Here is a 23,300-nt window from a genome sequence, read left to right as displayed (position 1 = left end):
AGGTCAAGGAAGGCCATGAAACAGCGAGTGAGCGTCTACCGGCACGGTGTGGAGCACTACGTCGGTGTCGACACCTTCTTCGCCTCCCACCCGGGGTCGACCGACACCTCCATCTCGGAAATCTTGTCGGCGCCGTCGGACGAGGCCATGGGGCGTGCGGTGTTGCAGCTCCTGGGCGAGTCCGGCGTCTTGGACCCCAGGCTGAGCGCGAAGGGCGAGCCCGGACGGTCGTACGTTGCCGCCAGATTGGGTCTGCCGTCCGACGCCGTGCTGTCGACGGAGACGGTGCTTGTCAGCGTGACTCGTCGCGGCGGCCGATTGCTGCTGGAGCCCATGGTCTCCGAAGGCGCAGGTGGGGGCTTCGGCGGGGATCTCGCGACGCTGGAACTCAACGAGGGCACAGACGCCGCCATTGTTGGCGCGAGTGTCCGGGAGTGTGCAGACCTCGCGGCGGAAGCCAGTGCGAGCGTTCTTCGTCCGGCGGGCTCGTGGCGCACAGAAATGCACACTCCTCTGGCACTGCCCACAAGTGGAGCTGTGACCGTCCGTCGTGCTGGTGAATCGTGGATGGTCACAGCGCGAATCGACGCTGGTGGCGGTGGCCAGTCCGGGAAGGTGTCCTCGACCGTCGAGTGCGTCCGGCGGGATGCTGCGGCGGACGAGCTGGGGCGAGTCGTCGTGGAGGTCCTGGCCCTGGCCACGGGGCGCCGCCCACAGCCAGGCGAGGCCGAACGCGTTGGGGGCGAGCGTCAGGTCCTCGTCGAGGCGGTCGGGCATGGTTTGACCATCTACCCACAGGCGATCAGCGGGGACACGGAAGCATGGGATGTGCCCGCCGACCAGTCCGCTCGGCACGTGCCGCAGCAGGCGACTCTCGGAGATGTCGGTCGAGCCGTGGCTCTGGCGGCGGACGAGCTCCCAGAATGGTGAGCCTGTTGCGCCGCCCTCGGCCCGGGCCGAGGGCGACCGCGCTGACGATCACCCCGCGAACCTGGCTCCCAGCGCTCAAGATGCGGTGCTGGACGAAATGTGTTGCTCTGGAGCCCGCGACCTGACCAACGACAATGGGAGAACAGCGCGTGAAGACGCGAACATGCGCAGTCTGGGCTGCCGCGGCACTCGTCATTGCCGGTTGCGGCAATGACCCCGATCCCAGCGAAACAGTCGAGCCCGAACGCACCCCGAGCTCCGCGCAGACCTCGACACCGGCCAAGGACCCTGACCTCGTCGAGGCCGAACAAGCCGTCAGCCGGTACCAGAAGGTCGTCGAAGACCTGTGGACCAACCCGAACAAGTCCCTCAACGACATCGACGCCGTCGCCATGGACCCTGCCAGCCTGCAGGTCAAGCAACGGATGCAAGCAGCACGCGGCAACGGGATGACCGGCAAAGGCACGATGTCCTACCGGGACCTGACGTCGCAGTCCGTGCAGGGTAAGGACCGCGCCACGATCGAAGTCGACGTGTGCGCCGACGCGAGCAAGTTCGTCGTCAAGGACGCCAAGGGCAAGCGCACCGGCGAAGGCAAACGCACCAGCCGAGCGAAGTACACCGTGCAGCAGTGGGGGGACAAGTGGTACGTCAGCGAGGAATCCAACGAGCGAGCGGACTGCTAACCGCGCTCCTACTGCTCGCCAGCATCCACGCCACCGGCACCTCGTCGGCCGCCACGCGCACCAAGGACTGCCCCGAAGGCACCTTCTTCGACAACGTCGCCAACGCGTGCATCGCCACCGCCGACGACACCGAAGAGCCGACCACCGGCGACCCCACGGGCGACCCGACCGGTGACCCGTCGGACGGCGCGACCCAACCTGCCTCGGACACCCCCGCCGCGCCACGCGTGTGCACCGCCACCGGCTCCCAAGGTTCCAAGAAGGTCCCCTGCGAGAACTCCGACGGCTGGTGGTCCGACGAATGGAACTGCCGCGTCCAGCTCGCCGACCCCCAACCGCCCAAGTCTGACCCCGCGTGGAAGGGCAATGAAGAGGGCGCGATCTACACCTGCACCCTCGAACCCGGCGTCTCCGCGCACGGCGCCGACGGCTACCAGGCCTCCTATGCCGCCTGGTCGCGCAACCCACCCGCCGGCCCCGCCGCACCCATCAACCCCGAACAACTCGCCCGCAGGCTCGTCGCCCGCCTCGGCATCAAACACCCCACCATCGCCTCCGCACCCACCACCGACGGCATGGGCATCGTCGGCGTCCCCACCTGGGTGTGGATCGACGATGCCACCAGCAAACACACTGGCCCTCTGACATCCTCTGCGTCCGAACGAGGCCTGACCGTGCGCCTGAGTGCACGCGTGAAGTCCTTGACCTATGACTTCGGCGAACGCGGCACCCGCGACACCATCACCTGCCCCTCCCCGGGGGTCCCGTTCGAGGAGGAGTACGCCGACCAGCCACCCCCGGGCGCCTGTCTGTACACGTACAAGAAGCCCGGCAACTACACCGTCACCGCCACCGCCCACTGGGTCATCGACTGGCGCGGCGGAGGTCAATCCGGCACGTTCGACGCCCCGATGACCGACACCGCGGACATCTCCATCGGTGAAAGCCAAGTCATCAACGGCACACCCCCCACGAAGAAACCGACCTTCTAGTGTCCACCTCGCTCACCCACGGCGCTGACACCAGACGCTTGAGGCACATCGCCGATACCCTCGCCCAGACCGCCCGCGATCTCCACGACCTCGAGCAAACCGGCACCACCCAGCTCAACACCCTTCTCGACGCCTGGCTCGGACCAGACACCGACCAGTTCGCCGGCGACTGGCAGACCGCCGCGCCACAACTCGCGACCGCGGCCGACCGACTCACCACCTTCGCCCGCCAACTCCACGAACAGGCCGACCACCAAGACAACGCCTCCAACGGCACCAACACGCCGCCACGTCCGTCCCTGCCCCGGCCGCTCGACCATCCCCGCGGCTTGGACCGACCTGGTCCCTTCTGGCCGGACCCCCGCATGACCTTCGCCGGTCTCGACCTGCCCGACGGGAACCCCATCGACTGGTGGAAGAAGGGCGTCCGAAACGGCATCCGCACCGGTGCCGCCTTCCCGAACGTCCCCGGCGCCCCACTACTCGGCCCCCTCCTCCTTGAGTCCTACGACCGCTGGAGGGAAACGGACCTGACGTGGTTCGAAGGCCTTTTCGTTCCCTGGATGTGGCCCGAGAAGTGGCGCAACAAGTACCTTGACATCGCCGATCAGTCCACCGACTGGGCCAACGACGTCTACAAGGACCACCTCAGGAACCTGCCCGGGCTCAGGCACACGCGCTGGGCACTCCACAAAGCCAACGATGGCCTCGAGTTCGCAGACCTGTTCATGGCGCCCTTCACCAAAACGAATCTGGGACCGATCGGCCCCGGCGTCCCCTTCTCCATCCTCAAAGACACCGTCAACGAGACCAGCGCCATCCTCGATGACCCCAAAGCCTGGTGGGACCAGGCCTCCGGCCTTGATCAGGCCGGCGCAGTTGCCACGGTCATCCCCGCCGCCGGACTCCTTGGCAAAGCCGCCACCAAGGCCACCGACGAAGTCCTCGACCAGGTGTCGAAGGTCGGCAGGTGGGGTGACGACGGCTATCGCGGCAAGCACGTCACGCCGGATGCGGTTCCGGACGCGCCGTCGAAGTCCCTTCCTCCGGGACAGCACGTGGACTTCGACGAGCTCCCGGACTATCACGTCAAGGAGGACCCGATCCCGACGGACGGGCCCGAGGGGCGTGCCTACGATCCCGACTTTGACCGGTTCGCCGGCATGGACAAGCAGGAGTTCTACGACAAGTGGTACGACCCGGAGACCAAGAACTGGCGGTACCCCAGCAAGGAGAACGGTGCTCCATACGATGACGGTTTCGCCGAGCCGCCTCGCCGGAACGCCATCCAACCAGGCGCGGTGATCGATCGTCTTGGGGGGCCTGACGGGAAGTTCGCTGCCCCCTCCGGAACGCCCTTCGATCAGAGGGCGCTTCCGCCGAGCGATGTGGGTCGTGAGTACCACCGCTACAAGGTGCTCAAGGAATTGCCTGAGTCGGTCACGGAGGGAAGGATCCAGCCTTGGTTCGAGCAACCCGGTGGGGCAGTCCAGTACAAATTTGATCGCCCGATCAAATGGTATGTAGACAACGGATATTTGACGGAGGTTCGATGAAGGCCGTCGAGGTCGCCAGTGTGGAGGACTTGCACACCTTTCTCAAGGAGGCAGGTAGGGATTGGTACACCTTCGGATGGAGGGGTGACTCCGACGTCTACATGACAGACGGGACGGTCCTTTTCGAGCAACTGTCGGACGGCCGCGTTGAGGTGACCGGCTGGGATCGGGGCAATCAGACCTCGTCGACGGTGCAGCCCAATCTTCGAGCCGCGGTGCAGGTGTTCGTCAATGACCACCTTGCAGACGAGTTGCGGCTTGAACTTTCAGACCGAGGGCTCACCGAGTCTGTGGAGGTCGTCAAGGCGACCTCAGCGGACGGTCCGATCCCGTCCGAGGGGCGCTGGGTGGTGGTCGTGTCGGAGGGGGCCTTCCACGTGGGTGGGATGACGATGGGCCGGTTCCGGCACTACGAGTCTTTCGAGGACGCGCGGTTGGCGGTGGATGTGCTGCAGCGGTTGGTGCAGGGACGGGGGCCGGTCGAGCTGGCTCCTGATCCGCAGGAGCTGGCTCGGCGGGGGCAGGTCACGGGCCAGGGGATCGTCGAGCGGACCCGGCAGCGGGGCACTGCGGGTGAGCCGGGTGTGGGGCCGGGGGATGTCCTGGACCGGGTCGGCCACGAGTCGGGGTCGCAGCTGTTTGCGCTGGGCACTCCCTTCGCGATGCGGTCGCAGCCGCCGGACATGGTGGGGGTGGAGTACCACCGCTACCGCGTGGTCGACGGGTTGCCCGATGCCCGGGAGGGCACGGCGGTCGCGTGGTTCGGGCAGCCGGGTGGTGGGGCGATGATCGTCGCGGAGCACCCGGTGCGGTGGTACCTCGACCACGGTCACCTCGTGGAGCTCGTCGACGGCTGAGGTGCGTGCCCCCACGCCGCACCTTGAGGTGACACGATGAGCCGGCGGGCAGACCGCACCATCTCGTCCAGGAGGATGCACGCGTGGAGCAGGAACGGTCGGGGGAGGACGCGCAGCCGGACGGTGCCGAGGCCGATGTCGTCGAGGCGCCCGTTCACGAGGAGCCCGACGCGGAGCCGGAGCCGGAAAAGGTGACGGACCCCCCTTCGGATGTCGCTTCGAGACGCTCGCAGAGCGAGCTCCTCAGCGACCGGGATGGGGACTCGCAGAGCGAGCTCCTCAGCGACCGGGATGGCGCGGAGGAGGTCGTCCAGACGACCGACGGGCAGGTGCGGCAGGCCGACGAGGCCGACGACGACCCCGAGACCATCCCCGTCGCCGAGACGCGCACACCCGACCCGACCCATGAGCACGAGGCGCCCGAGGAGGAGTCGCGGGTGCGGGTGTCGCTGTCGCCGACCCTGACGATCCTGCTCGGCCTGGCCGCCGGAGCCGTGGCGATCTCCGGTCTGCGGGAGGTGTCGGGCATCATCGCGCCGACCTTCCTCGCGATGACCCTGATCATCGCCGTCTACCCGGTCTACAAGGTGCTGCGCCGCTTCCTCGGCTCGATCATCTCCGGGCTGCTGCTCATCGTCATGCTCTACGGGATCCTCGCCTTCCTCGGAGCGTCCATCGGCCTGGCGGCGAGCCGCTTCGCGACCGAGCTGGCCAGGCCGGAGTACACGAGCACCTTCACCGGGCTGGTGCGCGACGGACGCGATCTGCTGCTCGAGCAGGGCATCGAGGCCCAGGAGATCGACGAGGCGATCTCGAACTTCGACCTGCGCAACCTCACCGGTCTGGCGACGTCGCTCGCCAACACGATCACCGGCCTGACGACGACGATGCTCTTCCTGCTGACGGTGATGATCTTCCTCGTCATGGACGCCGGCGGCTTCAAGGGGCGCCTGTCGGCCATGCACCGGCACAAGCCCGACGTCGCCGACGCCCTCGTCGACTTCGGCTACCGGGTGCGCAAGTACTGGATCGTCTCGACCGTCTTCGGCATCATCGTCGCCGTCATCGACTACTTCGCGCTCGTCTGGCTGGGGGTGCCGTTGGCGATGACCTTCGGTCTGCTCGCCTTCGTCACCAACTACATCCCCAACATCGGCTTCGTCCTCGGCCTCATCCCACCGGCCTTCATCGCGCTGCTGTCGGGCGGGGTGTCGACGATGATCTGGGTCATCGCGATCTACTGCGTCGTCAACTTCGTCATCCAGTCGATCTTCCAGCCGAAGTTCACCGGTGACGCCGTCGGAATCAATGCGACAACCGCCTTCCTCTCGCTCGTCTTCTGGGCCTACGTCTTCGGCGCCCTCGGCGCGCTGCTCGCCATCCCGTGCACCCTGCTGGTCAAGAGCCTGCTCATCGATCGCGACCCCAGGGCCCGCTGGATCAACCAGTTCATCGCCAGCGACCCGCGCGAGCGACGCAGCGCCCAGCCGACGTAGGGGAGCGGGCCACCCCTGCCGTAAGGTGACCTGTCGTGGCTGTCGACTTCGAGACCGAGATCAAGCACCTGCGCACGACCATGGCGTCCGTGCGGGAGGTGTCCGACGTGCCCGCCCTCGAGGCGCAGATCGCCGAGCTCGAGCAGCAGGCCGCCGCCCCCGACCTCTGGGACGACCCCGAGTCCGCCCAGGTCGTCACCTCCAAGCTCTCCCGGGCGAACGCCGAGCTCGACCGGATCAATGCGATGGACGCGCGCATCGACGACCTCGAGGCGCTCGTCGAGCTCGGGACCGAGGAGGGCGACGCCGACACCCTCACCGAGGCCGAGGGTGAGTTGGCCAAGGTCGCCAAGGCGGTCGGCCAGCTCGAGGTGCGCACTCTGCTGTCTGGCGAGTACGACGAGCGCGAGGCCGTCGTGACGATCCGCGCCGGCGCCGGTGGCGTCGACGCCGCCGACTTCGCCGAGATGCTCATGCGCATGTACCTGCGCTGGGCCGAGCGCCACGGATACCCGACCAAGGTCATGGACACCTCCTACGCCGAGGAGGCGGGCCTGAAGTCGGCCACCTTCGAGGTCAACGTCCCCTATGCCTACGGCAACCTCTCGGTCGAAGGGGGGACCCACCGCCTGGTGCGCATCTCTCCCTTCGACAACCAGGGCCGGCGCCAGACCTCCTTCGCCGCGGTCGAGGTCATCCCGCTCATCGAGGGCACCGACTCCATCGAGATCCCGGACAACGAGCTGAAGATCGACGTCTTCCGCTCCTCCGGTCCCGGCGGCCAGTCGGTCAACACGACCGACTCCGCCGTGCGCATGACGCACATCCCGACGGGCATCGTCGTGTCGATGCAGAACGAGAAGTCGCAGATCCAGAACCGCGCCGCCGCACTGCGCGTCATGCAGTCGCGACTGCTCCTGCAGAAGAAGGCCGAGGAGGCCGCCGAGCGCAAGGAGCTCGCCGGCGACGTCAAGGCCAGCTGGGGCGACCAGATGCGCTCCTACGTCCTCAACCCCTACCAGATGGTCAAGGACCTGCGGACCGAGCACGAGACCGGCAACCCCTCCGCCGTCTTCGACGGTGACATCGACGGCTTCATCGAGGCCGGCATCCGCTGGCGCATCGAGCAGGCCAAGTCCGAGGACTGACCCACCGAGGCACGGACGTCCGCAGGACGACCACGACCTGCCTGACCGCCACCTAACGCGCCGAGGTCACGCGGGTGTCACGGGCTCGCAGCGAAGCGACATATCCTGCAGGCGGCCGTTTGCCCCCCTTCGTCCGCGTAAGGCCCCGAGCACCTGATGATCCGTTTCGAGAACGTCACCAAGAGATATCCCAACCAGAGCCACCCCGCGCTCGACGAGATCGATCTCAACATCGACCGCGGGGAGTTCGTCTTCATCGTCGGTGCCAGCGGCTCGGGCAAGTCCACGCTCATGCGCCTGGCGATCCGCGAGGAGGTCGTCAGCTCGGGGCGTCTGCTCGTCGGCGGCCACGACCTGCGCCGCATGCCGCAGCGCAAGGTGCCGCAGCTGCGCCGCCAGGTGGGCACGATCTTCCAGGACTTCCGCCTGCTGCCCAACAAGACGGTGCAGCAAAACGTCGCCTTCGCCCTGCAGGTCATCGGCCGCCCGCGCCGAGCGATCCGCGCCCTCGTCCCCGAGACCCTCGAGCTCGTCGGCCTCGCCGGGATGGAGAAGCGCATGCCGCACGAGCTCTCCGGCGGTGAGCAGCAGCGCGTCGCGATCGCCCGGGCCGTGGTCAACAAGCCGCCGGTGCTCCTCGCGGACGAGCCCACGGGCAACCTCGACCCCGCGACGAGCCTCGAGATCGTCAAGCTGCTGCGTCGCATCCACGACTCCGGCACGACGATCGTCATGGCCACGCACGACAACGTCATCGTCGACGAGATGCAGAAGCGCGTCGTCGAGCTCGAGGACGGGATCATCATCCGCGACGAGGAGGGTGGCAGCTACGTGCCCAAGGTCGTCGACTCCCGTGACCGCGACGAGCGTGAGGCCGAGCGCCACGACGACCACCACGACGAAGGGGAGGTCCCGCCTCCCGACGACCGCCCGATCGGTGAGGTGCATGCGATGGACGACTGGGACGACGACGCGGAGGACCTGCTGCGATGAAGCCCTCCGTCTTCGCCGACGCCTGGGAGGGCCTGCGGCGCAACAAGTCGATCGCCGTGTCGGTGATCCTCGTGACCATGATCTCGCTCTACCTCCTCGGCGTCGGCCTGCTCGCGCAGCGCCAGGTCGATGCGATGAAGGGCTACTGGTACGACCGCGTGCAGGTCTCGGTCTACATGTGCACCGACACCAGCGCGCAGCCCAACTGCTCGACCGGCGCGGCCACCCAGGACCAGAAGGAGTCCGTCGCCGCCCAGCTCGAGGAGATGCGCCCCCTCGTCAAGGACGTCTACTACGAGTCCGAGGAGGAGGCGTACAAGCGCTTCAAGCAGGACTACAAGAACTCCCCGCTCGCGGGGCACATCCGCGTCGGTGACATCCCGCCGAGCTATCGCGTGCAGCTGTCCGACCCGGAGGAGTTCGAGACCGTCGCCTCGGCCTTCGAGGGCGCCCCGGGTGTGGCGAGCGTGCCCAACCTGCGCGAGGTCTTCTCCCCGCTCTTCCGGGCGATCAACATCATCACCGCCGTCATGGTCGGGCTCGCGGCACTGACCCTCGTCTCCGCCGTGCTGCTCATGGCGACGACCATCCGGCAGGCGGCCTTCACCCGTCGCCGCGAGATCGCGATCATGAAGCTCGTGGGTGCGTCGAACCGCACCATCCGCACACCCTTCATCATCGAGACGGTCGCGTCCGGCCTCATCGGGGCGGTGATGGCGATCGGCCTGCTCTGGGTGTCGGCCTGGGCCCTCTTCGACAGATATCTCCTGCAGGAGAACTCCGGGACGGCGTTCATCTCGTCCAACGACGTCTGGGTCATCGCCCCCTTCCTGCTCGTCGGCGTCGTCGTCCTGGCGGTCGGCACGTCGACCGTCACCCTCTGGCGCTATCTCAAGGTCTGAGTCGGGCCACGCCGAGGTCCCCCGGGGTGCTGTTCACCGGGGGACTTCGCGTCTACCGTTGGCCTCGATGCCTCGCCCTGCCCGTCGCCTTGTCTCTCGCCGAGCCCGCGCCCTCACCGGTGCGGCCCTCGTCGTGTGCCTCGCGTCCGGTGCGGGCTACGCCTTCGCCGCGGACCCCGACCCGCAGGACCAGAAGAAGGCCGTCGACGGCAAGCTCTCCGACGCCCGCGTCGACCTGCACGAGACCTCGCAGGACCTCGTCAGCGCCTACACCCGCCTGAAGTCGACCCGGGCCAAGCTGCCCGGCGCCCGCAGTGCCGCCAAGGCCGCGGAGGACGCCGAGACGACGGCGAAGGGGGAGTACGACGACGCGGTCGCCGCCTATGACCTCGCCAAGGCCAACGAGGACAAGGCGGAGAAGGACCTCAAGGAGACCAGCTCCAAGATCACCAGCTCCCGGCGCGCGGTCGCCGGCTTCGCCGGCGAGGTCTACCAGCAGCAGGGGCTGGGCAGCATGTCGGTGGCCGTGGGCAGCGAGGACCCGGGAGCCTTCGTCGACAAGATGATCATGGCCGAGTCCGTCGGCGACACGCAGAGCTCGGCTCTCGAGGAGCTGAGCACCTCGCGGGCCAACCTCGTCTCGACCGGCGACAAGCTGTCGGCCCTGCGCAAGAAGACCAGTGACGCCAAGGCGACCAAGGAGAGCAAGCTCTCCGCCGCCCGGACCGCGAGCGACCGCGCCGACCGCAAGCAGCGCACCCTCGAGACCCTCGAGAGCGACCAGACGAGCGCCGCCGCCGACCTGCGCGACGCCAAGCGCGAGGACCAGCGGCAGGTCGACAGCCTCCAGGCGCAGTCGGACAAGCTCACCAAGATCCTCGAGGAGCGGGCCCGCAAGCAGCGCATCCGCGAGGCCGCGATCCGCAAGGCCCGCGAGGAGCAGGCCCAGCGCGAGGCCGATGCCCGGGCCCGCGCCGCACGGTCGGCACCCTCGACCGACACGACCTCCGACGACACGAGCTCCGACTCCGGGGGCGACTCCGCGCCCGACCCCAACCCGCCGGCCCCGACGAGCAGCGGCGTCCTCCAGGCGCCGAGCAATGCCCCGGTGAGCTCGGAGTTCGGCCTGCGATTCCACCCGATCCACCAGACCTGGCGCCTGCACGCGGGCCGTGACTACGCGGGGTCCTGCGGCTCGCCGGTCTACGCCGCCGACAGCGGCACGATCATCTCCGCCCTGCCGCCGAGCTCGACCGGTGGCTACGGCAACCAGATCGTCATCGACCACGGCGTCAAGCGGGGCACCTCGCTCGCGACGACCTACAACCACCTGCAGTCCTTCGCGGTCCGCAGCGGTCACGTCTCGCGCGGCCAGGTCATCGGCTACGTCGGCACGACCGGCACGTCCACCGGCTGCCACCTGCACTTCGAGACCCGGGCCAACGGCACCCCGGTCGACCCCCGCGGCTGGCTCTGACTTCCCTTCGGGCACAAATCCGGTGGTGGACCGGTTGTCCCCTCGGGGTACCGTGACCCCTCGACCACCACGAGCAGCGAAGGGGGAGACCACCATGGCCAAGAAGACCGAGCAGGGCGAGCTCGTCGTCGCGCGCAACCGCAAGGCACGCCACGACTACCACATCGAGGACACCTACGAGGCGGGTCTCGCCCTCATGGGCACCGAGGTCAAGGCGCTGCGCATGGGCCGGGCCAGCCTCGTCGACGGCTTCGCGATCTTCTACGGCGACGAGCTGTGGCTCGAGGGCGTGCACATCCCCGAGTACGTCCAGGGCACGTGGACCAACCACACGCCGCGCCGCCGCCGCAAGCTCCTGCTCCACCGGGCCGAGCTCGACAAGATCATGGTCAAGGCGCAGGGGAGCGGGCGGACCATCGTGCCGCTGTCGCTGTACTTCAAGAACGGCCGGGTCAAGGTCGAGATCGCCCTTGCGACGGGTAAGAAGGCGTACGACAAGCGGCACACGCTGCGCGAGCGGCAGGATCGCCGCGAGGCCGATCGGGCGATGTCCGACCAGTTCAAGCGTCGCCGCTAGGGAATGTGTTTGGACCCGGCCACCGTTGAGTCCATACTGAGTGACCACAACTGAACAGCGTGACGTGTCCATCCCATGGGGGTGATCGGTTTCGACATTGGCCGGTCCTTCAGGGGAAGCGGGTCGAGGATGCACGGTCATCTCGTCAACGCCCCGTGCAAACCCAATAGGTGCCAATTCCAAGCGCACCGACTTCGCCCTCGCCGCCTGAGCGAGCCCGAAGTCCGTTGGCCTAGGTGTGATCTCGACCTAGATCCCAGCGTCAGCTAGAGATCTTGCTGCGATGTCAGGTCACGGGACATCGCGGGACTCCTACGTGACTGGGCCTGTCGGGGAACGTGTGCGCGCGAGCCCCGGGGCCGAGAAAATCCATAGCGCACTGCACCCGGAGAAGCCCTGTTTGTCTGCCAGTGGACGCGGGTTCGATTCCCGCCACCTCCACCACATTGGGCACGTCACGTACGTCCCGTGCTTCGCACGCTCAGCACGGGACTCGATCCATCACACACGCGTGTGGAATGACGAAGGGCGGGACCGTCACGGTCCCGCCCTTCGTCATGTCTGTGGTCAGCAGGTCACTTGAAGGCGTCCTTGACCTTCTCGCCGGCGGCCTTGAGGTCGCCCTTGCTCTCCTGGACCTGGCCCTCGGCCTGCAGGTCCTCGTTGTCGGTGGCGTCGCCCGCGGCACCCTTGGCCTTGCCGACGAGCTGGTCCTTGGCGTTCTCGATCTTGTCGCCGATGCCCATGCGTCCTCCTGATGTGGTGGGTGGTCCTCCAGCCCACCACAGATCGAGGGTGCGCACCACCCCCTTCGCGCCGGATCAGGGCGAAGGGAGGTGACCTCGCGGGATCAGCCCTGCGAGGTCTCGCGGGCGGCGACCTGCGCCTTGACCTCGTCCATGTCGACGTCCTGGACGGCGTCGAGGAGCTGGTCGAACTGCGCCTTGGGCAGCGCGCCGGCGCTCTGGTGCAGCAGGATGCCGTCGCGGAAGGCCATGAGGGTCGGCACGGAGGAGACATTGGCCATCGAGGCCAACTCCGGGTTGTCGTCGATGTCGACCTTGCCGAAGGTGATGTCCTCCCGGGTGTCCGCCGCAGCCTCGAAGACCGGGGCGAACTGACGGCACGGGCCGCACCAGCTCGCCCAGAAGTCGACGATGACCGTTCCCTCGCCGGTGACGGCGGAGCGGAAGCTCTCGAGATCCAGATCGGTGATCTTGCTCATGACTTCCACTGTAGGACGGTCCGGCGTGCGAGGCCCCATCGGCCGTGTGCTGTGCTGGCCCGATGACCTCCACGCCCACGCGCCGGCTGATCGTGCCGGCGATGCTCGTGGCCGCCCTCGCCCTGCAGGTCGCCGTGCTCTACGCACCCGAGGCGCCCGGCCCTCCGTCGCCGATTCCCCACGGGGACAAGGCGGTCCACGCGCTGGTCTTCGCCCTGCCGGTGCTCGTCGCCGGTCTGGGACGAAGGGGGTGGTGGCCCCTCGTCGCGCTGCTGTGCGCCCTGCACGCCCCTGTGAGCGAGATCATCCAGCACGTCGTGCTGCCGCACCGCTCCGGTGACTCCGGGGACGTCGCCGCGGATCTCGCCGGCGTCGGCGCCGCCTCAATAGGGGTACTATTAGTGGTTCGGCGACCGCGTCGTCGCCGCCTCTAGGAACTCGCACGATCGCACTCGACCTCGGATGTCGCCCGCGCCTGCGTTGCGTGTTCGCCCATCCACCTCCCCCTGAGCGAGAGAGTCGACCTGTGCCTGCGAAGAAGAAGCCCCGCTGGACCACTGCCCAGAAGAATGCTGCCAAGAAGAAGGCCGTGACCAAGGGCCCGAAGAAGCCCTATCACCGCGGCCAGGCCCCGACCGAGGCCCCCCGGGCCAAGGACCGCTGGCGCGACCGCGACGACGTGCCCGCCGGCGACCGCCCCAAGCGGGTGCGCCGCGACGGCACCGAGGACCGGGGCCAGCGCACCTGGGAGCGCCGCGAGGACCGCGGCGGTCGGCGAGACGACCGGGGCGGCTACCAGCGTCGCGATGACCGCGGTGACCGCGGCTTCCAGCGTCGTGAGGACCGGGGCGAGCGCGGCTTCGAGCGTCGTGACCGTGATGACCGCGGTGGCTACCAGCGCCGGGACCGTGACGACCGGGGCGGCTACCAGCGTCGTGACGAGCGCGGTGACCGCGGCTTCCAGCGTCGTGACCGTGATGACCGTGGTGGCTACCAGCGTCGTGACGACCGGGGTGAGCGGCGCCGGGGAGCGGCCCCGCGCTTCGAGCGCGAGCAGCAGCGTCGCGGCTTCGCGCCGCGCGTCGAGCAGGTCGAGGACCCGGACGTGCTGCGCCAGGAGGCCGACACCTGGACCTCGTCCGCCCGCACCTCGCTGAGCGGACCCGTCGCGATCGCCGAGGACAACGGCTTCGCCGCGCTCGGTCTGCCCGAGGTGCTCGTGGAGCGGCTCGCCCGCGATGCCATCACCACCCCCTTCGCCATCCAGGCCGCTGCGATCCCCGACGCCCTCGCGGGCAAGGACGTCCTCGGCCGTGGCCAGACCGGCTCGGGCAAGACGCTCGCCTTCGGCCTGCCGATGCTCGCCCGCCTCGCCGGCGGTCGGGCCCGCAGCCGCAAGCCGCGCGGCCTCGTCCTCGTGCCGACCCGTGAGCTGGCCATGCAGGTGAGCGACTCGCTCGAGCCGCTCGTCCACGTGAGCGGGCTGCGGATCAAGCTCGTCGCCGGTGGCCTGTCCTACACCGGTCAGACCGCGGCGCTCGACAAGGGCGTCGACGTCCTCATCGCCACCCCGGGCCGCCTCGTCGACCTGCTCGACCGCGGCGCCCTGACCCTCGACGAGGTCGAGGTCGCGGTGCTCGACGAGGCCGACCACATGGCCGACATGGGCTTCCTGCCCGACGTCACCCGCATCCTCGACGACTGCGCGCCCGACGGTCAGCGGCTGCTCTTCTCGGCGACCCTCGACCGTGGTGTCGGCGACCTCGTCGAGCGCTACATGGACGACCCGGTGACCCACAGCACCGACGAGGCCGCGGCGAGTGTCTCGACGATGGACCACCACCTGCTGCTCATCGAGCCGAGCATCAAGAAGCAGATCACCGCCCGGATCGCCTCGCGCCCCGGCCGCACGGTGATCTTCGCCCGGACCAAGCTCGGCTGCGAGCGGATCGCCGGCGAGCTGCGCGACGCCGGTGTGGCCGCGGCGCCGCTGCACGGCGGGCTGAGCCAGTCGCAGCGCAACAAGACGATCGGTGCCTTCCGCACCGGGGCGCTGCCCGTGCTCGTCGCGACCGATGTCGCCGCGCGCGGCATCCACGTCGACAACGTGTCGCTCGTCATGCAGGTCGACCCGCCCGGCGACCACAAGGACTACCTCCACCGCGCGGGCCGCACCGCGCGGGCCGGCGAGGCCGGCGTCGTCGTGACGCTGGTCCTGCCGCACCAGCGCAAGGAGGTCATCCGGATGGCCGAGCAGGCCGGCATCGAGGCGCGGCCCACGAAGACCGCGCTCGACGACGAGTCCCTCACCGCGATGGGTGCCACCGAGCCCAGCGGCGAGCCGATCTCCGACGCCGACTTCCGCAAGCTCGTCGACCCCAAGCCGGCGCGTCGCCACTCGGGCACCCGTGGTCCCCGCGGCGCACGCGACCACCGTGGCGGCGGCCGCGGAGGACGTGGCGGTGCCGGCGGCGGTCGTGGTGGCCGACAGGGTGGTCACCGGGGTCGCCCGCGCGACTAGGGTCGGACCATGGACTCCTCGCTCGCCGGCAAGCTGCTCGTGGCGACGCCCGACCTGACGGACGACCTCTTCGCCCGCAGCGTCGTGCTCGTCCTGCAGCACGACGACGAGACGGCCGAGGGCATCATCCTCAACCGTCCGCTCGACACCCCCGTCGACGACGTCCTGCCGGGCTGGCAGGCCGGGGCGAGCGCGCCCCAGCGCGTCTTCCAGGGCGGCCCGGTCCAGCTCGACTCGGCGATCGGCATCGCCGGGCTGCCCGGCGACGAGGAGCCGCCGCCGGGCATGAAGCGTCTCTTCGGTGCGATCTCGCTCGTCGACCTCGACTCCCCGCAGGAGATCGTCTGGCCGCAGGTGAGCGCCCTGCGCATCTTCGCCGGGTACTCCGGCTGGAGCGCCGACCAGCTCGCCGGCGAGCGGGCGCGCGGCGGCTGGTACGTCGTCGACGCCGAGGTCGGTGACGTCTTCGACGGCGAGCCGGCCACGCTGTGGCGCCGCGTGCTGCGACGCCAGGGTGGCTCGCTCGGCTGGGTCTCGACCTATCCCTCGGACCCCGACCTCAACTGACCCCTCGAGACGGTCGCTGCGCGACCTCCTCAGGGAGCGGGGAAGACGGCCAGGGACGGTTCGGCAGCGTTGATGTCACCCGTCGGCCTTGGCGCCACCTGGTTGCCCGGATAAGGGGGACCAGGTGACACCAACGCCGTCAGGCTGACCGGGAGACGCGCGCGCAGCGGGAGAGGGCCCTCGCAGGGGGAGTGGAGCGGAGCGCGTCCTACGATGGAGGCATGAGCACGCCTGCCGACCCCAGCCAGCCCGGAGGCCCGATCGCCGAGCCCGGTGGCCCCTCGACGTCGACCTCGGTCCTCGAGCGCACCGAGCCGACGCCGGAGCTGGCCGAGCCGGGTGACCACGAGCGGTTCAGCCACTACGTGCGCAAGGAGAAGATCCTCGAGAGCGCCCTCTCCGGCGAGCCGGTCAAGGCGCTGTGCGGCAAGACGTGGGTGCCCGGGCGCGACCCGGAGAAGTTCCCCGTCTGCCCGATCTGCAAGGAGATCTACGACGGTCTGCGCGACCCCCAGGACGGCGAGGACTGATCGGCGACGTGGGCTCCTTCTACCGGCAGGTCGACGAGCGCACCTTCGACTCCCTTCGCGCCACGGCCGGTCCGTGGTCGCCGCACGCCCAGCACGCCGGCCCACCAGCCGCGCTGCTCGCGCGGGCGATGGAGCGCCACGAGCCCGCGCCGGGGACGCGGCTCGCGGACGTCCGCCTGGACATCCTCGGCCCGATCCCGGTCGAGCCGCTGACCGTCGACGTCACCGTGCTCCGCGGCGGCCGCTCGATGCAGCTGCTCGAGGCGACGGCCAGCGCCGACGGTCGACCCGCGGCGATCGCCCGCGCCTGGCGCATCGTGCGGGCCCCCGACGACTTCCCGCGTCTCACCGGTCTGCGCGAGAGCGGCATCGAGCCGGTACCCGGGGCCACTGACGACTCCTCGCGGCTGGAGCTGCCCGGCATGCACGCCGACGGCTACCTCAGCGCCATCGAGTGGCGCTTCGTCTCCGGGGGAGTGGGCACCGGCGGCACCGCCGTGGCCTGGGGCCGGCAGCTGGTCCCGCTGCTGCCCGACGAGGAGCCGAGCCCGTGGGAGCGGGCCCTCGTCCTCGCCGACTCCGGTGGCGGCATCACCCTGACCGTCGACCCGCGGCGGCACACCTACATCAACTGCGACCTGCACGTCGTGCTCGACCGCGACCCCGACGGGGAGTGGGTGCGCATGAGCTCCCAGGCGCTCGCGAACCCCGGCCACGGCGGCACCGTCCACACGACGCTCGCGGACCAGCACGGTGACCTGGGCACCGGGGTGCAGACGATGGTGCTCCAGGACGCGCGGTCCTGACCCCGGCCGTTTGGGAGGTCGTCACCCCGGCGATCTAAGGTGACCCTGCGATGAGTCAGTCTGCTGCGTCCCACCTGTCACCCGCCTTCCCCCGGAGGGCCGCGTGGGGTACCGCCGGAGCGCTGCGCGCCTGGCAGGCCGACGCCCTGAAGAAGTACCTCTCCTCGGGCGCACCCGACTTCCTCGCCGTCGCGACGCCCGGCGCCGGCAAGACGACCTTCGCCCTGCGGGTGGCGACCGAGCTGCTCACCGCCGGAGAGGTCACCGCCGTGACCGTCGTGGCACCGACCGAGCACCTCAAGACCCAGTGGGCCGACGCGGCCGCCCGCGTCGGCATCCACCTCGACCCGAAGTTCTCCAACACCACCGCGGTGACGTCGAGCGACTACGACGGCGTGGCCGTCACCTACGCGCAGGTGGCGTCCCGCCCTTCGGTCCACGAGGACCGGACGAAGGCCGAGCGCACGCTCGTCATCCTCGACGAGATCCACCACGGCGGCGACAACAAGTCGTGGGGCGACGGGATCCGGCAGGCCTTCGAGCCGGCCACGCGGCGGCTCTCCCTGACGGGGACGCCCTTCCGCTCCGACACCAACCCCATCCCCTTCGTCGGCTACGAGTACGGCGAGGACGGGATCCTGCGCTCCAGCAGCGACTACGCCTACGGCTACTCCGACGCGCTGCGCGACGGCGTCGTCCGACCGGTGCTCTTCATGGCCTACGGCGGGGCGATGCGCTGGCGCACCCGCGCCGGCGACGAGGTGGCCGCACAGCTCGGCGAGCCGATGACCAAGGACCTCGTGGCCCAGGCCTGGCGCACCGCGCTCGACCCGAAGGGGGAGTGGATCCCCTCGGTCCTCGCCGCCGCCGACAAGCGCCTGACCGAGATCCGCCGCGGCGTGCCCGACGCCGGCGCCATGGTCATCGCGACCAACCAGACCCAGGCCCGCGCCTATGCCCGCATCCTCACCGAGCTCACGGGGGAGAAGCCGACCGTCGTCCTCTCCGACGACAACGGCGCCTCGCAGAAGATCGAGGACTACTCCGCGAGCACCTCGCGCTGGCTGGTCGCCGTGCGCATGGTGAGCGAAGGGGTGGACGTGCCCCGGCTGTGCGTCGGCGTCTACGCGACCTCGACGTCGACGCCGCTCTTCTTCGCGCAGGCGGTCGGGCGCTTCGTGCGGGCCCGTGCCCGCGGCGAGACCGCGAGCGTCTTCCTGCCGAGCGTTCCGGTGATCCTCGCCCACGCGGGCACCCTCGAGGAGCAGCGCGACCACGCCCTCGACCGGCCCGAGGCGGCGCAGGACGAGGCGCCGCTGTGGTCCGAGGAGGAGGGCATGCTCGCCGCGGCCAACCGCGACGAGGGCGCCAGCGACGACCTGCTCGGCAGCTTCGAGGCGCTGGAGTCGGACGCGCACTTCGACCACGTGCTCTACGACAAGCAGCAGTTCGGCCTGCACGCCGAGGTCGGCTCCGAGGACGAGCAGGACTACCTCGGGCTGCCCGGGCTGCTCGAGCCCGACCAGGTGCACGCCCTGCTCAGCGAGCGGCAGACGAAGCAGTCCAAGAAGACCGGCCGCACCCGCCAGGACCAGGACGCCCCGATCGCTGCCCACCGGGCGCTCGCGGCCCAGCGCAAGGAGCTCAACAAGCTGGTGGCCGCCTATGCGACGAAGACCGGCTCCCCGCACGCCAACATCCACATGGACCTGCGGCGGGCGTGCGGCGGGCCCGAGCTCGCCCAGGCGACGAGCGAGCAGGTGACCGAGCGGATCGAGCGGATCCGCCGCTGGTTCGTCGGGCGGCGCTGACATGACCCCGGCGGCCAGGGGGCGCGCCGGCACGTGGTTCTTCCTCGTGCTCGGTCCGATCTTCGCCGCGGCCTACGTCTGGCTGGCGCTCGACAACGCGATACCCGGGCTCCTCGCCGGCGTGCCGGTCGCGCTCGCCGGCACCGGCCTCCTCACGCTCGCGCAGGTGCGCTGGCACCGCATGGCCGAGCCCGACGGCCAGGGATGGCTCAGCGCGGCCGGCATCGCGCTGGTCGTCGGCTCGATCTGGGCCGCCTTCATGACGGCGAACGCGCTGGCATGACGGCTCGCAGCTTCTGGCGCGGCGTGTGGGCCGACGACCGGCACGGGTTCGCCTTCGTCCTGGGCATGTGCGTCTTCTGGTTCGGGCCGCTGCTCTTCGGAGCCATCGCCCTCATGGCGCCGGGCACGATCTGGACGATGCTCGGCGGCGCCGTGATGGCCTTCGCGGGGTGGGTCCTCGCGTGGGTCGTGATGATCGGCAGGGCGCGAAGGGCGGCGCCCGGGGGCGACGTGGACCTCACCCCGACCCGGCCGATGCTGCTGCCCGCGGCGCTCATGGTCGGCGGCGTGGTCGTCTGCCTCCTGTCCTTCTGACCACCCGACGTCCCCCTATCCGGGCGGCGGCGCGGGCATCATGGGGACATGACCGTCTTCGCGTGGATCCTCGTGGCCCTGGGCGTGCTCGTGCTCGTCCTGACCCCGCTCCGGCTGCGGCGCTCGAAGGGCGAGCGCGGGATGACCGACTTCTCCGGGTGGGTGCTCAACGCCCACTCGATCACGCTCTTCATCGGCCTGGGGCTCATCTCGCTCCGGCTGCTCGACGTGCACACGTCGACGGCCGCGGCCTGGCTGGCCATCATCTGCATGGTCACCGCCTCGCTCATCGGCCTGAGCTTCCTCGGCCGGTGGCGTCGGACCGGCTCGCGGCACTCCGAGGCCTTCCAGGGAGACTCGTGGACCCGCGGGCCCTGGCTGTCGCAGATCGCGCACATCGGGGTGATGGTCGGGACGATCATCCTCGCCTGGATGCTGCTCGCCGACAAGATCTGAGAGAGCGCAGCCCACGGCCGGCCCGCGCTCACTGCCGGTGCGCGGCCGCCTCGACGAGGGGGCCGGTGCGCATCTCCATGTGGGTCACGAGGCAGATCGAGGTGCTCGCCCGCACGACATGCACGTCGTCGATGATCATGTCGATGACCCGCCCCAGGTCGGCGTTGTCCGTCGCGACGATGCGGATGATGAGGTCGCCGACGCCCGTCGTGCTGTGGATCTCGAGGACCTCCGGGATCGCCGTCAGGTGGTCGACCACGGCCTGGTGGCCGAGGCGCTGGCGGATCTCGAGGGTGCACAGGGCGGTGACCGGATAGCCCAGGGCCGCCGGGTCGATCGTCGGGGCCAGGGTGCGGATCACCCCCTTCGTCCTGAGGCGGTCGAGACGGGCCTGGACCGTCCCGCGGGCCACCCCGAGCTCACGGGAGGCGCCGAGGACACCGATCGTCGGGCTCGCGGACAGCAGGGCGATGAGGCGGGCGTCGAGGTCGTCGACGACCCGGGACGGGCTGGGCACGGTGCTCATGTGCAGATTGTCCCGTGAGTCATCGTGGACTAGCAACATATTGCGCAGCGTGTGCAGACGGATGAGGTGCCGTTGCACACCCTCCGCGACGCCGTCATCCTGACGCCATGTCCAACACCGCGGTTGAACTCACCAGGCAGGAGCGCGAGGCCGAGCTCGACCTCGACCAGCTCAAGCAGCTCGTCGGGCTCGTCGAGTACGACGAGGAGCGCGATCCCTTCCCCGTCACGGGGTGGGACGCGATCGTCTTCGTCGTTGGCAACGCGACGCAGACGGCGCACTACTACCAGAGCGCTTGGGGCATGGAGCTCGTCGGCTACTCCGGCCCCGAGCACGGCAACCGCGACCACAAGGCCTTCGTCCTCAAGTCCGGCTCGATCCGCTTCGTCGTCAAGGGCGCGGTCAGCCCCGACAGCCCGCTCATCGCCCACCACGCCAAGCACGGCGACGGCGTCGTCGACATCTCCCTCGAGGTGCCCGACGTCGACAAGTGCATCGCCCAGGCCAAGGCGGCCGGCGCCACCGTCCTGCAGGAGCCCGAGACGGTGAGCGACGAGCACGGCTCGGTGCGCATCGGCGCGATCGCGACCTACGGCGAGACCCGGCACACCCTCGTGCAGCGCACCGTCGACGGCCAGACCTACGGCGGGGCCTACCTGCCGGGCTACGTCGAGCGCTCCTCGGCCTTCGTCAAGCGCGATGGCGCCCCCAAGCGGCTCTTCCAGGCCCTCGACCACATCGTCGGCAACGTCGAGCTGGGCAAGATGGACGAGTGGGTCGCCTTCTACAACCGGGTCATGGGCTTCGTGAACATGGCCGAGTTCGTCGGTGACGACATCGCGACCGAGTACTCGGCGCTGATGTCGAAGGTCGTCGCCAACGGCAACCACCGCGTGAAGTTCCCCCTCAACGAGCCCGCGATCGCGAAGAAGAAGTCGCAGATCGACGAGTACCTCGAGTTCTACACCGGCCCCGGCGCGCAGCACCTGGCGCTCGCGACGAACGACATCCTGCGCACGGTCGACGAGCTGACCAAGGAGGGCGTCGAGTTCCTCGACACCCCCGACGCCTACTACGACGACCCCGAGATGCGTGCGCGCATCGGTGAGGTCCGCGTGCCGATCGAGGAGCTGAAGGCGCGCAAGATCCTCGTCGACCGCGACGAGGACGGCTACCTGCTGCAGATCTTCACCAAGCCGCTGGGGGACCGGCCGACGGTCTTCTTCGAGATCATCGAGCGGCACGGCTCGCTCGGCTTCGGCAAGGGCAACTTCAAGGCGCTCTTCGAGTCCATCGAGCGCGAGCAGGACAAGCGCGGCAACCTCTGAGTCGTCACCGGACGTCGCTGGTGCGGGAGCGGGGAGTGGTTGGTCCACCCCCCGCTCCCGCACTGTTGTCGCCGAGACCGCGCGGATATGATGAGGTAACCCTCACCTCACCCGGGAGACCTCATGGACCAGCCCTTGTCGACGGCCCTGCGGACCGAGACCGCGTCGGCCCACGAGGACGCCGAGGGGTCGGCCTTCGTCGAGCAGCTCATGGGCGGACTCGCCTGTCGCCCGGCCTTCGTCGCCCTGGTGGCGCAGCAGCTGGTCATCTACCGCGCGCTGGAGGAGGTGCTCTGGTCGGAGTACGCCGACCACCCCCTGCTGTCGCCGGTCATGGACCACCGCCCCGACCGCGTGCCCTCCCTCGAGCAGGACATGCGCTTTTTCGCCGGAGACGGCTTCGAGGCGCGGCTGGCGACGGGGGAGATCCACGTCGTGCCGGCGGCGGCGGACTACGCGACCGGGCTGCGTGAGGGGCACACCCCGGAGGCGATGCTCGCCCACCACTACGTGCGCTACCTCGGTGACCTCTCGGGCGGGCAGATCATCGCGCGGATGGTCCAGCGCCACTACGGCATAGCGCCCGAGGGGCTGAACTTCTACCACTTCGAGCAAGTCCCCAAGCCCAAGCCCTACAAGGACGCCTATCGGGCCGCCCTCGACTCCCTCGAGGTCGACGAGCCGACCCGCCGGCGCATCCTCGACGCGGCGGTCGACAGCTTCGAGCTCAACCGGCGGGTCTTCGCGGACCTGGGTGCGGCGCGTGCCCCGGAGCATGCTGCCGCCGGTGCCCCCACGTGACCTGGTCTCAGTTCCTGCCCACCTTCGGCGGGCTCTTCGTCATCGTCATGCTGCGGGCCAATGCCACCTACTGGCTCGGACGTGGTGCCGCCGCCGGTGGCCGCCGCTGGAGTGGGGCCGAGCGCGAGGCCGCTCCCGCATGGCGGAAGGCCCGCGAGCTCGTCAACCGCTGGGGCCCGATTGCCGTCGTCCTGTGCTTCTTCACGGTCGGCATCCAGACCGCGGTCAACGCGACCGCGGGCTTCACGCGCATGCCCCTGCGCCGCTACCTGCCCGCAGTGACCCTCGGGTCGATCGTCTGGGCGACGATCTACGCGACCATCGGCCTGGCTGCGGCGCGGGCATGGCTCGCGGCTGCGGCCCGCTCGCCGGTCGGCGCCACGCTCGCCGCCGTCGCGGTCGTCCTCGCGGTGGTCGCGATCGTCTGGGCCCGCAGCCGACGCCATCGCGTCGACTCGTCCCACACCGCCGACTCGGGCGTGCTGCGGGACGAGTCGAGCGCCATGAGATCGTGAGGG

At 69.6% G+C, this 23,300-nt stretch carries 26 protein-coding genes and 1 other RNA gene; 24 read left to right on the top strand and 3 right to left on the bottom strand.

Annotated features, from left to right (window positions below; genetic code table 11):
- Positions 1–48 precede the first annotated feature (48 nt).
- The 12 genes from ACQBJO_RS11670 (at position 49) to ssrA (ending at position 12,058) form a co-directional block, all read left to right on the top strand.
- A complete protein-coding gene (locus ACQBJO_RS11670) occupies positions 49–930 on the top strand; it encodes a hypothetical protein (protein WP_430407104.1) in 882 nt (293 codons plus the stop codon).
- A 149-nt stretch (positions 931–1,079) separates the two neighbouring features.
- Positions 1,080–1,616, top strand: coding sequence for an IMS domain-containing protein (locus ACQBJO_RS11665; protein WP_421007428.1), 537 nt, complete (start codon positions 1,080–1,082; stop codon positions 1,614–1,616).
- Positions 1,574–2,608, top strand: coding sequence for a hypothetical protein (locus ACQBJO_RS11660; RefSeq protein ID WP_421007427.1), 1,035 nt, complete (start codon positions 1,574–1,576; stop codon positions 2,606–2,608). The genes ACQBJO_RS11665 and ACQBJO_RS11660 overlap by 43 nt, the downstream gene beginning before the upstream one ends.
- 38 nt (positions 2,609–2,646) lie before the next feature.
- Entirely contained in the window at positions 2,647–4,164 is a 1,518-nt protein-coding gene (locus ACQBJO_RS11655; protein WP_421007426.1) for a glycohydrolase toxin TNT-related protein, read from the top strand.
- On the top strand, positions 4,161–5,021 hold the full coding sequence (locus ACQBJO_RS11650; protein ID WP_421007425.1) for a TNT domain-containing protein: 861 nt from the start codon (positions 4,161–4,163) through the stop codon (positions 5,019–5,021). The genes ACQBJO_RS11655 and ACQBJO_RS11650 overlap by 4 nt, the downstream gene beginning before the upstream one ends.
- Before the next feature lie 83 nt (positions 5,022–5,104).
- Positions 5,105–6,517, top strand: a complete 1,413-nt coding sequence (locus tag ACQBJO_RS11645; protein ID WP_421007424.1) for an AI-2E family transporter — start codon at positions 5,105–5,107, stop codon at positions 6,515–6,517.
- A 35-nt stretch (positions 6,518–6,552) separates the two neighbouring features.
- The gene (gene prfB / locus ACQBJO_RS11640; protein ID WP_421007423.1) at positions 6,553–7,665 is read left to right on the top strand and encodes a peptide chain release factor 2; all 1,113 of its coding nucleotides are present in this window, start codon (positions 6,553–6,555) and stop codon (positions 7,663–7,665) included.
- A 156-nt stretch (positions 7,666–7,821) separates the two neighbouring features.
- Entirely contained in the window at positions 7,822–8,658 is an 837-nt protein-coding gene (gene ftsE, locus ACQBJO_RS11635) for a cell division ATP-binding protein FtsE (protein WP_421007422.1), read from the top strand.
- On the top strand, positions 8,655–9,560 hold the full coding sequence (ftsX, locus tag ACQBJO_RS11630; protein ID WP_421007421.1) for a permease-like cell division protein FtsX: 906 nt from the start codon (positions 8,655–8,657) through the stop codon (positions 9,558–9,560). The genes ftsE and ftsX overlap by 4 nt, the downstream gene beginning before the upstream one ends.
- Positions 9,561–9,627: 67 nt before the next feature.
- Positions 9,628–11,037 (top strand): peptidoglycan DD-metalloendopeptidase family protein, encoded by a 1,410-nt coding sequence (locus ACQBJO_RS11625; protein ID WP_421007420.1) that lies wholly within the window; start codon positions 9,628–9,630, stop codon positions 11,035–11,037.
- A 94-nt stretch (positions 11,038–11,131) separates the two neighbouring features.
- Entirely contained in the window at positions 11,132–11,614 is a 483-nt protein-coding gene (gene smpB, locus ACQBJO_RS11620) for an SsrA-binding protein SmpB (RefSeq protein ID WP_421007419.1), read from the top strand.
- A 77-nt stretch (positions 11,615–11,691) separates the two neighbouring features.
- Positions 11,692–12,058, top strand: a transfer-messenger RNA (tmRNA) gene (gene ssrA, locus ACQBJO_RS11615).
- Positions 12,059–12,189: 131 nt separating this feature from the next.
- Here ssrA and ACQBJO_RS11610 read toward each other — a convergent pair.
- On the bottom strand, positions 12,190–12,360 hold the full coding sequence (locus ACQBJO_RS11610) for a CsbD family protein (RefSeq protein ID WP_421007418.1): 171 nt from the start codon (positions 12,358–12,360) through the stop codon (positions 12,190–12,192).
- Between the two features lie 104 nt (positions 12,361–12,464).
- The gene (gene trxA, locus ACQBJO_RS11605; RefSeq protein ID WP_255183953.1) at positions 12,465–12,839 is read right to left on the bottom strand and encodes a thioredoxin; all 375 of its coding nucleotides are present in this window, start codon (positions 12,837–12,839) and stop codon (positions 12,465–12,467) included.
- A 62-nt stretch (positions 12,840–12,901) separates the two neighbouring features.
- Between trxA and ACQBJO_RS11600 the strand changes: the two genes are divergently transcribed.
- From ACQBJO_RS11600 to ACQBJO_RS11560, 9 genes are all read left to right on the top strand, one after another.
- Positions 12,902–13,273 (top strand): VanZ family protein, encoded by a 372-nt coding sequence (locus ACQBJO_RS11600; protein ID WP_421007417.1) that lies wholly within the window; start codon positions 12,902–12,904, stop codon positions 13,271–13,273.
- A 92-nt stretch (positions 13,274–13,365) separates the two neighbouring features.
- Complete coding sequence (locus ACQBJO_RS11595; protein WP_421007416.1) at positions 13,366–15,360, top strand: DEAD/DEAH box helicase; 1,995 nt, start codon at positions 13,366–13,368, stop codon at positions 15,358–15,360.
- A 9-nt stretch (positions 15,361–15,369) separates the two neighbouring features.
- Complete coding sequence (locus tag ACQBJO_RS11590) at positions 15,370–15,927, top strand: YqgE/AlgH family protein (RefSeq protein WP_255183950.1); 558 nt, start codon at positions 15,370–15,372, stop codon at positions 15,925–15,927.
- 221 nt (positions 15,928–16,148) lie between these two features.
- Positions 16,149–16,457, top strand: a complete 309-nt coding sequence (locus ACQBJO_RS11585) for a DUF3039 domain-containing protein (protein WP_421007415.1) — start codon at positions 16,149–16,151, stop codon at positions 16,455–16,457.
- An 8-nt stretch (positions 16,458–16,465) separates the two neighbouring features.
- On the top strand, positions 16,466–17,263 hold the full coding sequence (locus ACQBJO_RS11580; RefSeq protein WP_421007414.1) for a thioesterase family protein: 798 nt from the start codon (positions 16,466–16,468) through the stop codon (positions 17,261–17,263).
- 50 nt (positions 17,264–17,313) lie between these two features.
- Positions 17,314–19,074: a DEAD/DEAH box helicase gene (locus ACQBJO_RS11575; protein ID WP_421007413.1), complete on the top strand. Its 1,761-nt coding sequence runs from the start codon at positions 17,314–17,316 to the stop codon at positions 19,072–19,074.
- Between the two features lies 1 nt (position 19,075).
- Entirely contained in the window at positions 19,076–19,357 is a 282-nt protein-coding gene (locus tag ACQBJO_RS11570; RefSeq protein WP_421007412.1) for a hypothetical protein, read from the top strand.
- Complete coding sequence (locus ACQBJO_RS11565; RefSeq protein ID WP_255183945.1) at positions 19,354–19,671, top strand: hypothetical protein; 318 nt, start codon at positions 19,354–19,356, stop codon at positions 19,669–19,671. The genes ACQBJO_RS11570 and ACQBJO_RS11565 overlap by 4 nt, the downstream gene beginning before the upstream one ends.
- A gap of 48 nt (positions 19,672–19,719) precedes the next feature.
- Positions 19,720–20,127: a hypothetical protein gene (locus tag ACQBJO_RS11560; protein ID WP_421007411.1), complete on the top strand. Its 408-nt coding sequence runs from the start codon at positions 19,720–19,722 to the stop codon at positions 20,125–20,127.
- A gap of 28 nt (positions 20,128–20,155) precedes the next feature.
- On the opposite strand, the gene ACQBJO_RS11555 is transcribed toward ACQBJO_RS11560, so the two are convergent.
- Entirely contained in the window at positions 20,156–20,653 is a 498-nt protein-coding gene (locus ACQBJO_RS11555) for an Lrp/AsnC family transcriptional regulator (protein ID WP_421007410.1), read from the bottom strand.
- A gap of 107 nt (positions 20,654–20,760) precedes the next feature.
- On the opposite strand from ACQBJO_RS11555, the gene hppD reads away from it, so the two are divergent.
- From hppD to ACQBJO_RS11540, 3 genes are all read left to right on the top strand, one after another.
- A complete protein-coding gene (gene hppD, locus ACQBJO_RS11550; RefSeq protein ID WP_421007409.1) occupies positions 20,761–21,981 on the top strand; it encodes a 4-hydroxyphenylpyruvate dioxygenase in 1,221 nt (406 codons plus the stop codon).
- 123 nt (positions 21,982–22,104) lie between these two features.
- Complete coding sequence (locus tag ACQBJO_RS11545; protein WP_421007408.1) at positions 22,105–22,782, top strand: heme oxygenase (biliverdin-producing); 678 nt, start codon at positions 22,105–22,107, stop codon at positions 22,780–22,782.
- Positions 22,779–23,297: a DedA family protein gene (locus ACQBJO_RS11540; RefSeq protein ID WP_421007407.1), complete on the top strand. Its 519-nt coding sequence runs from the start codon at positions 22,779–22,781 to the stop codon at positions 23,295–23,297. Before ACQBJO_RS11545 ends, ACQBJO_RS11540 begins: the two co-directional genes overlap by 4 nt.
- The last annotated feature ends 3 nt before the right edge of the window (positions 23,298–23,300 follow it).

This window comes from Janibacter zhangyanbonis, from assembly GCF_050507325.1.
GTDB lineage: Bacteria > Actinomycetota > Actinomycetes > Actinomycetales > Dermatophilaceae > Janibacter.
Note: the sequence above shows the minus strand (reverse complement) of the source record. Positions and strands in the feature narration are given on the sequence as shown.